The 13,858-nt window shown below is 72.8% G+C and carries 8 protein-coding genes; 5 read left to right on the top strand and 3 right to left on the bottom strand.

The features are described from left to right. Positions 1 to 63: 63 nt before the first annotated feature. A complete protein-coding gene (locus tag ABZ801_RS24155; RefSeq protein ID WP_360701556.1) occupies positions 64 to 1,044 on the bottom strand; it encodes a zinc-binding alcohol dehydrogenase in 981 nt (326 codons plus the stop codon). An 82-nt stretch (positions 1,045 to 1,126) separates the two neighbouring features. Between ABZ801_RS24155 and ABZ801_RS24150 the strand changes: the two genes are divergently transcribed. After that, positions 1,127 to 1,924, top strand: coding sequence for a CDP-alcohol phosphatidyltransferase family protein (locus ABZ801_RS24150; protein WP_360701553.1), 798 nt, complete (start codon positions 1,127 to 1,129; stop codon positions 1,922 to 1,924). A gap of 77 nt (positions 1,925 to 2,001) precedes the next feature. On the opposite strand, the gene ABZ801_RS24145 is transcribed toward ABZ801_RS24150, so the two are convergent. Beyond that, the gene (locus ABZ801_RS24145; RefSeq protein WP_360701550.1) at positions 2,002 to 3,603 is read right to left on the bottom strand and encodes an MDR family MFS transporter; all 1,602 of its coding nucleotides are present in this window, start codon (positions 3,601 to 3,603) and stop codon (positions 2,002 to 2,004) included. Between the two features lie 124 nt (positions 3,604 to 3,727). Between ABZ801_RS24145 and ABZ801_RS24140 the strand changes: the two genes are divergently transcribed. The 4 genes from ABZ801_RS24140 (at position 3,728) to ABZ801_RS24125 (ending at position 12,016) form a co-directional block, all read left to right on the top strand. After that, complete coding sequence (locus tag ABZ801_RS24140; protein ID WP_344946656.1) at positions 3,728 to 4,282, top strand: helix-turn-helix domain-containing protein; 555 nt, start codon at positions 3,728 to 3,730, stop codon at positions 4,280 to 4,282. A gap of 92 nt (positions 4,283 to 4,374) precedes the next feature. Then, positions 4,375 to 5,142: a hypothetical protein gene (locus tag ABZ801_RS24135; RefSeq protein WP_360701548.1), complete on the top strand. Its 768-nt coding sequence runs from the start codon at positions 4,375 to 4,377 to the stop codon at positions 5,140 to 5,142. Between the two features lie 201 nt (positions 5,143 to 5,343). Beyond that, on the top strand, positions 5,344 to 9,627 hold the full coding sequence (locus tag ABZ801_RS24130) for a HAMP domain-containing protein (protein ID WP_360701545.1): 4,284 nt from the start codon (positions 5,344 to 5,346) through the stop codon (positions 9,625 to 9,627). 7 nt (positions 9,628 to 9,634) lie between these two features. Continuing rightward, the gene (locus tag ABZ801_RS24125; protein WP_360701543.1) at positions 9,635 to 12,016 is read left to right on the top strand and encodes a SpoIIE family protein phosphatase; all 2,382 of its coding nucleotides are present in this window, start codon (positions 9,635 to 9,637) and stop codon (positions 12,014 to 12,016) included. Between the two features lie 52 nt (positions 12,017 to 12,068). Here ABZ801_RS24125 and ABZ801_RS24120 read toward each other — a convergent pair whose 3' ends face one another. Next, positions 12,069 to 13,844 (bottom strand): GNAT family N-acetyltransferase, encoded by a 1,776-nt coding sequence (locus ABZ801_RS24120; protein ID WP_360701540.1) that lies wholly within the window; start codon positions 13,842 to 13,844, stop codon positions 12,069 to 12,071. Positions 13,845 to 13,858: the final 14 nt, after the last annotated feature.

The following is a 13,858-nucleotide window of genomic DNA, read 5'->3' as shown; positions in this document are numbered from 1 at the left end:
TGCTCGGTCGGGTCGGCCTCGGGCCGGTGGGGTGTCGTGCGGGCCGGGACGTGCCGCGCCCGGTCACGCCGGGTCGTACACGACCCGGTGGCACAGCGGATGCGTGCGGCCGCTCGCCAGCGTGGGCATCACCGCGGGCAGTTCCTCGAAACCGCACTCGCCGGTGATGAGCGCGTCGTAGGCGGGGTCGGCGAGCAGCTCCAGCGCCAGGCGCATCCGGTCGGCGTGGCCGCGGCGCCCGCGCCGGGCGGGCGACACCGCGCCCACCTGGCTGCCGCGCACCACCAGCCGCCGCGAGTGGAAGGCCTCGCCCAGCGGCAGGCTCACCCGGCGGTCGCCGTACCAGCTCAGTTCCAGCACCACGCCCTCTGGTACGAGCAGTTCCAGCGAACGGCTCAATCCCGCCTCGGTCGCGCTGGCGTGCACGACCAGATCGCAGTCGCCGAGGGCGTCCGGCGGCGTGGCGAACCCGACGCCCAGCGCCTCGGCGACCGCCGCGCGGGCCGGGTCCACGTCGACGAGCTGCACCCGGACGGCGGGAAACCCCGCCAGCACCTTCGCGACGCTGCAGCCGATCATCCCCGCCCCGACCACGGCGATGCGGTCGCCGAGCATCGGGGCGGCGTCCCACACCGCGTTCACGGCGGTCTCGACGGTCCCGGCCAGCACGGCGCGCGACGCCGGCACCCCGTCCGGCACCGGCGTCACCGCCGAGGCGGGCACGACATAGCGCGTCTGGTGCGGATACAGGCAGAACACCGTGCGGCCGACCAGCCCGGACGGCCCGTCCTCCACCACCCCGACGTTGAGGTAGCCGTACTTGACCGGCCCCGGGAACTCGCCGTCCTGGAAGGGCGCGCGCATCGCCTCGTACTGGGAGACCGGCACGCCGCCGCGGAACACCAGCGCCTCGGTGCCGCGGCTCACCCCCGAGTAGAGCGTGCGCACCACAACCTCGTCCTCGCCCGGCGCCTCCAGGCGGACGGGGCGGATCTCTCCTCGTCCGGGTGCGTTGAGCCAGAACGCGCGAGCCGTACGTAGCACTAGCGACCCCTCCAATCCGGATGGGTCATCGTACGCGGTGATCCCACGCCGCTAGGGGGAGGCAATCGTGGGCACGGGACACATGAGCCGATCGCACCAGGGCCCCGTCGCGGGGCTGGTCGCGCAGGTCGGGCTGCTGGCGACGCTGACGGCGACCACCGGCCTCGGCCCCGTCGGATGGCTGGCCGGGGTGGCGCACGCCCTGGCCGTGTACGTGGCGCTCGACGTGGGGCTGCGCCGCAGCGGCGCGTCCGGGCTCGGCCCCGCCGACCGGGTCACGCTGGCCAGGATGACGCTGGCCGGGGGAGTGGCGGCGCTGGTCGCCGACACCGTCCGCGCCCCGGCCCCGGTCGCGGTGCTGGTCGCGCTGGCCGCCGTCGCGCTGGTGCTGGACGCCGTCGACGGCAAGGTCGCCCGGCGCACCGGGACCGTGTCCGCCCTGGGCGCGCGGTTCGACATGGAGTCCGACGCGTTCCTCATCCTGGCGCTGAGCGTCTACGTCGCCGGGTCGCTGGGCCTCTGGGTGCTGGCGATCGGCCTGATGAGATACGTGTTCTTCGCGGCGAGCCGTCCGCTGCCGTGGCTGAACGCGCCGCTGCCGCCGAGCATGGCCCGCAAGGCCGTCGCCGCGACGCAGGGCGTCGTCCTGGCAGTGGCCGCCGCGGGCGTGCTGCCCCACCCGGCCGCGACGCTCCTGGTCGGCACGGCGCTGGCCGGGCTGGCGTGGTCGTTCGGCCGCGACATCGCCTGGCTGCACCGCAACCACCGGGCCGCGGTGGCTCCGGTGCGCCCGCGCGTGGCGTACCGGCTGATCCCGCCCGTGCCGGAACGTCCCGCGACACCGGTGAAGCAGGCGCACCCGGCGGGAACACGCGGCTAGAGCCCGCCACGCCGAAGGGGCCGTCCTCCTCGCGGGGAGGACGGCCCCTTCGGCGTCGACAGGGTCCTTCTACGGGGTCACAGGGCGGCGGGCTCGGCCACGGGACGGCCTTCGGTGGACTGCCCGCCGGACGGGCCCCCGCCGCGCAGCGGGGTCTCGCGGATGAACCAGGCGGCGGCGAACGCCAGCACGGCGAACACGGTGGCCCACAGGAAGACGTTGTGCACGCCCGCGGTGACCGCGTGCTCCACGGCGTCGCGCACGCCGGCGTCCATCTTCTTCAGCAGCGCCGGGGTGAGCTGGCCGCCGCCGCCCGCCAGCTCCTCGCCCTTCTGCTCGCCGAGCCGGGCGCTGAGCGTGGCGGTCAGCTGGTGGCTGTAGACGGCGCCGAGGATGGACACGCCGAGCGAGCCGCCGATCGTCCGGAACAGGGTGGCGGCGCCGCTGGCCGCGCCCATGTCCTTCATCGGCACGCTGTTCTGCGCGATGAGCATCGTGTTCTGCATGAGGAAGCCCATGCCGGCACCGAGCACGATCATGAACAGGGCGGCGGTGAGCTGCGAGGAGCCGACCGTGAGCTGGGCCAGCAGCAGCATTCCCGCGGCCATGACCAGCCCGCCCAGGATCGGGTACACGCGGTAGCGTCCGGTCCTGGTCACCAGCTGCCCGACGACCATGGTGGTCACCAGCATGCCCAGCATCAGCGGCAGCAGGAGCAGGCCGCTGTTGGTCGCCGAGGCGCCCTGCACCAGCTGCTGGTACTGCGGCAGGAACGTCACCGCGCCGAACATGGCGAAACCGACCAGGAAGCCCAGCACCGAGGCCAGCGAGAAGTTGCCGTTGCGAAACAGGCGCAGCGGCAGGATCGGCTCGGCGGCCCGCACCTCCCACAGCAGGAACAGCGCCAGCGTCACGGCGGTCGCGACGCCCAGCCCGATGATCATGCTGGAGCCCCACGCGTACTCGGTGCCGCCCCAGCTGGTCATCAGCGACAGGCAGGTGATGGACGCGGCCAGCAGGACGGCGCCCAGGTAGTCGATGCGGGACGCGCCGCGCGGGCGCTTGGGCAGGTGCATGGTCAGGGCGGTGACGACCAGCGCCAGCCCGCCGAGCGGCAGGTTGACGTAGAAGGCCCAGCGCCAGTCGAGGTGGTCGGTGACGAATCCGCCGAGCAGCGGTCCGCCGATCATCGCCAGCGGCATCACCGCGGCCATCAGCCCCTGGTAGCGGCCGCGCTCCCGGGGCGGCACCAGGTCGCCGATGATGGCCATCGCGCCGACCATCAGCCCGCCCGCGCCCAGGCCCTGCACACCGCGGAACGCGATCAGCTGGCCCATGCTCTGCGCCATCCCCGCCAGCGCCGACCCGGCCAGGAACAGCGCGATCGAGGCCATGAACATGCCCTTGCGGCCGTAGATGTCGCCGAGCTTGCCCCAGATCGGCGTGACCGCGGCGGTCGCCAGCGTGTACGCGGTGACCACCCACGACAGGTGCGCCAGCCCGCCCAGCTCACCGACGATCGTCGGCATCGCGGTGCCCACGACCATGTTGTCGAGCATCGCCAGCAACATGCCGATCATCAGGCCGCTCATGACCGTGTAGACCTGGCGCTTGCTCATCGGCGCCGGCGGCGCCTCCCCGGCCGCCCCGTCGGGCGACTCCTTCGTCGACTGCGTCATCGCTGACCCTCGTCTCGCCATGCCGGTGGGCGCTTACCTGCCGCCCGGCTAGTTTCTTTTACCTGCCGTACGGTAAGGTGCGAACTAGCCGGGCGTCAAGTAAGTTTGCGGGAGGGAGGATCACATGCCCCGACGACGCGGCGACACCCGTGAGCAGATCCGCGAGGTCGCGCTGGAACTGTTCGCCGAGCAGGGCTACGAGAAGACCTCGCTCCGCGAGATCTCCGAACGGCTCGGCGTGACCAAGGCGGCGCTGTACTACCACTTCAAGACCAAAGAGGACATCGTCACCAGCCTCTTCGAGGACTTCCACGCCGACGTCGACGAGCTGTACTCCTGGGCGCGCGAGCAGCCGCTCACCCCCGAGCTGCGGCGCGAGTTCGTCCGCCGCTACGCCGAGATCATCAAGGGGTCCGGCGGCACGCTCATGCGGTTCATGCACGAGAACGGGCCCGCCGTGCGGGAGCTGAAGGCCGGCGGCGACATGCGCAAGCGCTTCCTGTCGTTCGCCGAGATCCTGGTCGACAAGGACGCGAGCCTGCCCGACCAGATCCGCGCCCGGCTGTCCCTTTTCAGTCTGAACATGTCCTTGTTCCTCAAGGGCGAGATCGGCGCCGACGACGAGGCCGTGCAGGCCGCCGCCCTGGAGGTCGCCCTCGGCCTGCTCCCGTCCGACTGAGCCGGCCCCCACGAGCCGCCACATTTCGCTTCTTGTTCCGCGGACGGCGCGCCATCATTGAGGCGAGGCTTCCGGCGGATGGGAGATCCGGCATGGCCCAGGAGGCGATGGCCCACGACGACGTCGAGGCGGAACTGCTGCGGCACCCGGCGGTGCTGGAGTGCGTGGTCACGACGATCGACAACGGGGCGGGCACCAGGACGCTCGTCGCCTACGTCGTCACCGAGGGGCGGGCCGAGCCCGCCGAGATCCGCCGGTTCCTGGCGCGGCCGCGGCTGAAGGCCGACCGGATTCCGCGCGCCGTGATCCCGGTGTCCTCGCTGCCGCGCACCGACTCGGGCGAGGTCGACATCGCGGAACTGCCGCTGCCGGTGCAGCCGGGACGGGCCGCGGGCGGCAAGGGCGGCGCCGACCTGAGCGGGGTGGGCGACCTCGGGGACGGCGGGCTGGCCCTGGTCATGGCGCTGACGTCGGGGCTCGGCGCGCTCGTCTCCTTCCTGCTCACCGACGCGTTCTGGCCCGGCTCCACCGACCTGTCGGCGGTGCCGCAGCCGTGGGCCGGGCTGTTCACCGGGCTCTACGTCGCGGAATGCCTGTCCTTCGGGCTGGGCGTCGGCTTCCTGCTGTTCGGATACCGGCGGATGGCGCGGCTGGGACGTCCCAGGGCGCTGACCGTCGCGGCGTACCTGTCGGTCGTCTGGCTGCTGGTCGCCTGGTGGCCGCAGGACAACTTCTACCGCCTGGCGTCCAAGACCGACTGGGAACGCCAGGCCGCCCTCGTCTACGGCTTCAACATCACGCTGATGATCGCCGCGGCCGTGCTCGTCGCCTTCGCCGTCCGCGAACGCCGTTCCGGCTGAGGACCGGCGCGACCGGCCGGTGGCCCAGGGCATCGCGGCCGCGACACGGCATGCCGTCACTCGTTCGGGTAAAGTCGAGCGGCCGGTTTAGTTGCCTCATGTCAACTACCGAGAGGTCCCACGACTCGGCGCCGGAAGCTCGACGGCGGCGGGGCCATGCGGTGGCCTCCCTCGGTGAGAGACTCGCAGGAGGTTGGGGGGATGGGTGAGGTGGCGGCGCGCGAGAAGACGCCCTCGGACGGTGGCAAGGTGGGCGAGTCCGAACTGCGGCTGCTGCTCGACGGCCTGACCGCGGTGCGGGACGGCGACTTCAGCACCCGGCTGCCAGATGACGCCGACGGCCTGATGGGCGAGATCGCCTCGGTGTTCAACGGGATGGTCGACCAGCTGTCGCTGTTCACCTCCGAGGTGACCCGGGTGGCGCGGGAGGTCGGCACCGAGGGCCGGCTGGGCGGCCAGGCCAAGGTGCACGGGGTGTCGGGCACCTGGAAGGACCTGACCGACTCCGTGAACGCGATGGCCGGCAACCTCACCCGCCAGGTCCGCGACATCGCCCAGGTGGCGACGGCGGTGGCCAGGGGCGACCTGTCGCAGAAGATCGATGTCGACGCGCGCGGGGAGATCCTGGAGCTGAAGAACACCGTCAACACGATGGTGGATCAGCTGTCGTCGTTCGCCGACGAGGTGACCCGGGTGGCGCGGGAGGTCGGCAGTGAGGGCCGGCTGGGCGGGCAGGCCGACGTCAAGGGCGTGTCCGGCACCTGGCGGGACCTGACCGACTCGGTGAACTTCATGGCGGGCAACCTGACCAACCAGGTCCGCAACATCGCCCAGGTCACCACCGCCGTGGCCAGGGGCGACCTGTCGCAGAAGATCGACGTGGACGCGCGCGGGGAGATCCTGGAGCTGAAGAACACCGTCAACACGATGGTGGATCAGCTGTCGTCGTTCGCCGACGAGGTGACCCGGGTGGCGCGGGAGGTCGGCAGTGAGGGCCGGCTGGGCGGGCAGGCCGACGTCAAGGGCGTGTCCGGCACCTGGAAGGACCTGACCGAGTCGGTCAACGTGATGGCCGACAACCTCACCGCCCAGGTGCGCTCCATCGCCGAGGTCACCACCGCGGTGGCCCGGGGCGACCTGTCGCAGAAGATCCGGGTGGACGCGCGCGGGGAGATCGCCGAGCTCAAGGAGACCATCAACACGATGGTCGACCAGCTGTCGTCGTTCGCCGACGAGGTCACCCGCGTCGCCCGCGAGGTCGGCACCGAGGGCAACCTCGGCGGCCAGGCCACCGTCCGCGGGGTCTCCGGCACCTGGAAGGACCTCACCGACAACGTCAACGTGATGGCCTCCAACCTGACGGGCCAGGTGCGCTCCATCGCCCAGGTGGCCACCGCGGTCGCCCGCGGCGATCTCTCGCAGAAGATCACGGTGGACGCCAAGGGCGAGGTGGCCGCGCTCGCGCAGACCATCAACACCATGGTCGACACCCTCTCGGCGTTCGCCGACGAGGTCACCCGGGTGGCCCGCGAGGTCGGCACCGAGGGCATCCTGGGCGGCCAGGCCCGGGTCCCCAACGTCGCGGGGACCTGGAAGGACCTCACCGACAACGTCAACTCGATGGCCGGCAACCTGACCAACCAGGTCCGCAACATCGCCCAGGTCACCACCGCGGTCGCGCAGGGCGACCTGACCAAGAAGATCGACGTCGACGCGCGCGGCGAGATCCTGGAGCTGAAGACCACGATCAACACGATGGTGGACCAGTTGTCGGCGTTCGCGGCCGAGGTCACGCGCGTGGCGCGCGAGGTGGGCAGCGAGGGCAGGCTGGGCGGCCAGGCCGAGGTCGAGGGCGTGTCGGGCACCTGGAAGCGGCTGACCGAGAACGTCAACGAGCTGGCCGGCAACCTCACCCGCCAGGTGCGCGCGATCGCCGAGGTGACCAGCGCGGTCGCCGAGGGCGACCTGACCCGCTCCATCACGGTGGACGCCGCCGGGGAGGTCGCCGAACTCAAGGACAACATCAACTCCATGGTGCGGTCGCTGCGCGAGACCACCCGCGCCAACCAGGAGCAGGACTGGCTCAAGACCAACCTGGCGCGCATCTCGGGCCTGATGCAGGGGCACCGGGACCTGTCGGTGGTGGCCGCGCTGATCATGGACGAGCTGACCCCGCTGGTGTCGGCCCAGTTCGGCGCGTTCTACCGGGCCGAGGACACCCCGGACGGCACCGAGCTGCGGCTCATCGGCGCCTACGGCTATCCGGAGGACGGCGGGCCGGCGGCGCGGCCCACCCGGTTCCGGCTGGGGCGGTCGCTGGTCGGGCAGGCGGCGCGCAGCCGCCAGACGATCGTCGTGGACGACGTCCCCTCCGGCTACGTCACCGTCTCGTCCGGGCTCGGCGAGGCCCCGCCCACCAGCCTGGTGATCCTGCCCATCGTGGTCGAGGACCAGGTCCTCGGGGTCATCGAGCTGGCGTCGGTGCGCCCGTTCACCCCGGTCCAGCGCGACTTCCTCGAGCAGCTGATGGAGACCATCGGCGTCAACGTCAACACCATCATCGCCAACGCCCGCACCGACGAGCTGCTGGAGGAGTCCCAGCGGCTGACCGCCGAACTGCAGGCCCGCTCGGAGGAGCTGCAGATCCGACAGGAGGAACTGCAGCGCTCCAACGCCGAGCTGGAGGAGAAGGCGGCGCTGCTGGCCACCCAGAACCGCGACATCGAGACCAAGAACCTGGAGATCGAGCAGGCCCGGCAGGAGCTGGAGGCCCGCGCCCAGCAGCTGGCGCTGGCGTCGAAGTACAAGTCGGAGTTCCTGGCGAACATGAGCCACGAGCTGCGCACCCCGCTCAACAGCCTGCTCATCCTGGCGCAGCTGCTGGCGCAGAACCCGACCCGCAACCTCACCCCCAAGCAGGTGGAGTACGCCCAGATCATCCATTCGGCCGGCTCGGACCTGCTGCAGCTGATCAACGACATCCTCGACCTGTCGAAGGTCGAGGCCGGCAAGATGGACATCTCCCCGGAACCGGTGCGCCTGCGGAACCTGCTGGAGTACGTCGAGACCACCTTCCGGCCGCTGACCACCCAGAAGAGCCTGACCTTCGAGATCACGCAGGCGCCGGGGCTGCCGGTGACCCTGCTCACCGACGACTCGCGGCTGCGCCAGGTGCTGCGCAACCTGATGTCCAACGCGGTGAAGTTCACCGAGACCGGCGGGGTGGAGCTGCGGATCGAACCCGCCGCGCCGGCCGAACTGCCCTCCTCGGTGCGCGCCCACGGCCAGTGCATCGCCTTCCGCGTGGTCGACACCGGCATCGGCATCGGCCGGCACCAGCTGGAGAGCATCTTCGACGCCTTCCAGCAGGCGGACGGCACCACCAGCCGCAAGTACGGAGGGACCGGGCTCGGGCTGTCCATCAGCCGCGAGATCGCCCAGCTGCTCGGCGGCGCCATCACCGCCGAGAGCACCCTCGGCGAGGGCAGCACCTTCACCCTCTACCTGCCGGTCGCCCGCCCCGACTTCGCGGACGCCTCGGCCCAGACGCCGCCCGCCAGGACCACCGACGACGCTGAGGCCGACGGCGGCGCCGAGGCGGAGGAGGAGCCCCCCGCCGAACCGGTCCGGCAGCGCCGGCTGCTGGTCGTCGAGGAACGACCGCACGGGCTGCTGTCCCTGGTGGCCGAGAGCGCGGCGGCGGACCTGGACGGCGGCGCCGCCGGCGACGGCCGGGCCCGCATCGAGATCGTCACCGCGGTCGACGTCCAGGAGGCGGCCGCCACGCTGGCCGCCGACTCCTGCCACTGCGTCGTGCTGCAACTCGACATGCTCGGCAGCGACCCGGAGACGTTCCTCGAGGCCATCGACGGGGACGCCGCGCTGCGCAACGTCCCGCTCCTGGCCCACCACAACCGGCCGCCGGACCCCGCGCTGGAGGCCGCCCTGCAGTCCCGGGCGGAGCACCGGCCGCTGGAGCTGCTGTCGAGTCTCGACGAGCTGCGTGAGCGCGTCGCCCTGCACCTGTCGGCGGACGAACCGGGGCGTGTGCTGCCGCTGACGCGGCCGCCGCACACCGTCGAACCCGACGCCGGCCCGGCGCAGGGGACGCTGGCCGGGCGCACGGTCCTGGTGGTCGACGACGACACCCGCAACGTCTTCGCCATCACCGGCATCCTCGAACTGCACGGCATGCGGGTCATCCACGCCGACAACGGCCGCGCGGGCATCGAGGCGCTCGACGCCCACGACGGCATCGAGCTGATCCTCATGGATGTGATGATGCCGGAGATGGACGGATACACCGCCACCGCCGCGATCCGGGCGACGCCCCGGCACGCCGACCTGCCGATCATCATGGTGACCGCCAAGGCCATGCCCGGCGACCAGGAGAAGAGCCTGGCCGCCGGGGCCAACGACTACGTCACCAAACCGCTGGACGCCGACGACCTGATCGCCTGCATCCACCGCTGGCTGGGGGAGTGACGGACCGGTGAGCGACGGCGGCAGGAACACCACGACGCCCGGGCGCGAGCCGGCCCAGCCGCCGGGCGTGGGCAGGCTCGCCCGTACCGTCGAGCGGCTGCGGCGCGAGCTGGAGCGGGCCGAGCAGGCCGCGGAGGGGCGAGCCCTGATCGAGCTGGCCACCGGCGTCCTGGTGGAGCGCCTGCAGTGCGGCCCGGCCCAGGCCGCCCGGCAGCTCGAGGACCTGGCCGCCGGGTCGGGCCGCACGCCGCTGGAACTGGCCGCCGAGATCGTCGACCAGGCGGCCCAGGACCAGCTCACCGAGGTGGCCCAGGAGTTCCTGGCCGGCGCGACCGGCCGGAACCCCGGCGTCTCGCCGATCACGCTGCGGCTGCGCACCGCCGAGGCGGGCACGCTGGCCGCCGACGACACCCAGGCGGTCGCCGAGTCGCTGCTCCAGCACGCCCTGGCGCCGCTGGGCGCGACCGCGGTGGCGGTCTGGTCCGCCGGGCCCGACGCCTCGCTCAGCCTCGCCGGCGCGGCGGGGTTCTCCGCCGACGAGCCCGCGCGGTGGCGGTACGTTCCTCCCGGAGTGGCCACCCCGGCCCGGCAGGTGCTCGGCGACCGCAGGACGGCGTGGTATCCGTCGCTGTCGCGCACCGGGCTGCCGTCCATCGGCCAGCGCGACTTCCCCGACGGCGGGCGGGTGGCGGTGCCCGCCGGCACGGGCGGCCGGCTGCTCGGCGTGCTGGAGATCTGCTGGCCGGACGAACTGGAGCCGCAGCCGGCACGGGTCGAGCGCCAGATCGAGGCCCTGGCGGAACTGTGCGCCCACACCCTGGACCGGGGCGTCCCGTCCGCCGTCCTGCTGTCCGGCCCCCAGGACCAGGCGCAGCGCCAGATGCAGGAACTCGTCGTCCTCGCCGACGGCCTGCACGATCCGGCGCTGGTGCTCCGGCCTCATCTGGACGCCGACGGCCTGCTCGCCGACTTCCGCATCCAGCACGCCAACGCCCGCTTCGTCGACCCCGCCGGACGCCCGCGCGGAGCCGTCCACGGCAGGCTGTTCCTGGAGACGTATCCGATGGCCGCCGACCAGGGCGGGCTGCTGGAGAAGATCGAACGGGTGCACGCCACCGGCGAGCCGTTCCGCACCGAGGGCGTGACCCTCACCGCGCTGGTGGGCCAGGTGCCGCTGCCGGGCCCGGCCGACATCAGCATCAGCCGCCTGGGCGACGGCGTCCTGCTGATCTGGCGGGTGGAGGACGAGTCGGCCCAGCTGGCCCGGCTGCTGCAGCACGCGCAGCGGCTGGTGCGCATCGGCGGCTTCGAGGAGAACGCCGTGACCGGGAAGGTGACCTGGAACGACCAGCTCTTCCTGCTGTTCGGGCTGGAACCCCACGCCGACCCCGTGCCGCTGCGGCTGCTGCCCGAGCACGCCCACCCCGACGACGACGCGGCCGTGGGCCGGTTCCTGCGCGCCGTGCTGCACCACCACCGGGCCGCGTCCGCCGACTTCCGGCTGCGGCGGCCGGACGGCATCACCCGGCACATGCGGGTGGTCGCCGAACCCGTGCTGGACACCGAGGGCGGCCTGCTCTCCGTCCGGGGGGCCTACCAGGACATCTCGGCCCAGCACTGGACCGAGGTCGCGCTGGCCGTCACCCGCGACCGGCTCGCCCACACCGAGCAGCAGGCCGCCGAACGCAACCGGCTGGCCCGCCAGCTCCAAGAGGCGATCATGCCGCCCACCCGGCGTCCGATGGACGCCCTCGGCCTGCACATCGCCACCCGCTACCGTCCCGCCGAGGAGGACCACATGGTCGGCGGCGACTGGTACGACGCGGTCGTCCTGCCCTCCAAGCAGGTCCTGATCTGCGTCGGCGACGTCGCCGGGCACGGCATCGAGGCCGCCACCGACATGGTCGTCCTGCGCAACGCCCTGCGCGGCCTGGCCACCACCGGCGCGGGCCCCGCCCAGCTGCTGGCCTGGCTCAACCAGGTCGCCCACCACCTGACCGACAACGTCACCGCGACCACCGTGTGCGCGCTCTACGATCCGGACGTGCGCGTCCTGCGCTGGGCCCGGGCGGGGCATCTGCCCCCCGTCCTGGTCCGCGGTGAGCGGGCTCGCCCCCTGCCCATGGTCGACGGGCTGCTCCTGGGCGTCATCGCCGACGCCGAGTACGAGGAGGCAGAGGTCCAGCTGGAGCCGGACGACATCCTGCTGATGTTCACCGACGGCCTGATCGAACGCAGGGACAGCTCCCCCCAGGAGTCTTTGCAGCACCTGCTCACCACCGCACAGGTCCCCGCCGCCACCCTCGAACAGCGCCTCGACCACCTGCTCACCCACAGCAACGCCGACACCGACGACGACACCTGCCTCGTCGGAATCCACCTGCCCTGACCGCCGGCGACGGCGGGCCGCCCTCGGACGCGTGTCACCGTCACGCCGGTGATCACCGCAGCGGTGCTCGTCGCGTTCGCGGTGCGCGCTCGGCGTCCCGGCCGCGGGGCAGGTCGCCGAACATCTCGCCGAGCTCGGTCCCGGCGTCACGGACGATGCGCTCCGCCTCGTCGAGCGCGCCCGGCGTGCGGGCCGCCAGTGCCACGCCCAGGTAGGGGACGGGATCGGACGCGGCCGTCGGGATGGTGACCAGCAGGGTCGCCCCGACCGCCCGGCACGCGTCGGCGGTGCGGGCGACGTGGTCGCGCAACGCCCCGGCTGGCAGCCGCGCGCCGAGCGGAACGCGGTCGATGGTGCGGACCAGGTGCGAACCTCCGCGCACGCGATCCAGCGCGGCCTGGATGTTGAACGCCACGGCCGGGCCGGTGAACCGCAGATTGATCTCGGTGGACGCGAGACGGCCCGCCCGGTCGGTGACGAAGTCGACGTCGTACCAGCCGCTGTACCCGTCCTCGGCCAGCGCCTTGCCCACCGCCGTCCCGAACGCGGTGGCCGTTTCGGCGAGTGCTGCGGGGAGCGTACCGGGGCCGACGGTCACGCCCTGGTAGCTCGTCCCGTCGACGTCCATCAGCCCGACGCCCACCGGGTGCACCGTCCCGCTCTCGTCGATGACGGCGTCGAACGTGGGATCGCGGTACGGGCCCGCCCCCTCGACGTACTCCTCCACCAGGACGCCGCCCCGCGCCCAGCGCCGTGCCAGGCGCCGCGTCCCCCGGCCGTCCGGTGTCACGATCAGCGTGCCGGAGCCGCCGACGCCGTACTCGGTCTTCAGGACCATGCGGGCGCCGCCGCTCAGCTCCCGCGCGAGCGCGCGGGCCGAGCCGACCGGCCGCTGGGCGGGGACGACGATCCCCGGATGCGCCGGGGCCAGCGCGCTGAACAACGCGTGGGCCCGCCGTTTCGACTCGTACCGGGCGACGACCTCCGGCACGCCGGGCGGCGAGGGGGAGATCGCCTCGAACGCAGCCGTCCGTCCCCACGGCAGCACCGGCGCTCCCTGCCGGGCGAGGCGGTCCAGCAGGTCGGGACGGGCGAGGATCGCCTCGGAGATCCGGCCGTCGGCGGCCAGGCCGCTGTGCGTCTCGACCTCGCCCCAGCCGAGCGCGGCGGCCAGGTCCCGCACCCACCAGTCCTCCACCCGTTCTGGCAGGACGATCATCCGGGGCCGGGGACCGCAGAACGCCGCCATGCACGAGTAGTGGTCGGGGCCGTGCACGCCCCCGCCGAACTGCCCGTTGAACTCGGCGACGTTGCCGACGTGAACCGTGGCGCCGCCCGCGCTCCACACCTTCGACCAGGACGGCTCCGGCCGGATCGGCCACGCGACCAGCACCGGCAGCACGCGCAGCCCGGGGGCCTCGCCCCGGCGTTCCGCCCCCATGGCCAGATAGAACGCCTCGGCGTTCGGATCGGCCTCGATCCGCACCCGCTCGAACCCCAGCCGTCCCGCCTCCTCCAGGACGTGCCGGTACAGCCGGCGTCCGACGCCGCCGCCGATCGCGTCCGGCTCCACGAACAGCAGCCCCAGCTCGCCTTCCGGCGGTTCGCCCTCCAGCGTGGCCAGGCCGAGCACGCGCCCGTCGCGTTCGGCGACCACCGTGCGCCGCCGGACCACGTCCTCACGGTGCAGCGCCAGCTCGTCCTCGCACGCGGCCAGGAACGCCGCGTCATAGCCCCAGTGGGCCTTGGAGCGCATCGTCAGCGCGGTCAGCTCCTCGGCCTCGTCCGGCCGCGCGGCCCGCAGCCTCACCGGTCCCGTCGAACCCATGTCCCGCATGCTGC

Origin of the sequence: Actinomadura sp. NPDC047616, from assembly GCF_040642915.1 — a bacterium.
GTDB classification, from domain to species: domain Bacteria; phylum Actinomycetota; class Actinomycetes; order Streptosporangiales; family Streptosporangiaceae; genus Spirillospora; species Spirillospora miaoliensis.
The sequence above is the reverse complement of the archived record's forward strand: the minus strand, read 5'-3'. Positions and strand labels throughout refer to the sequence as shown.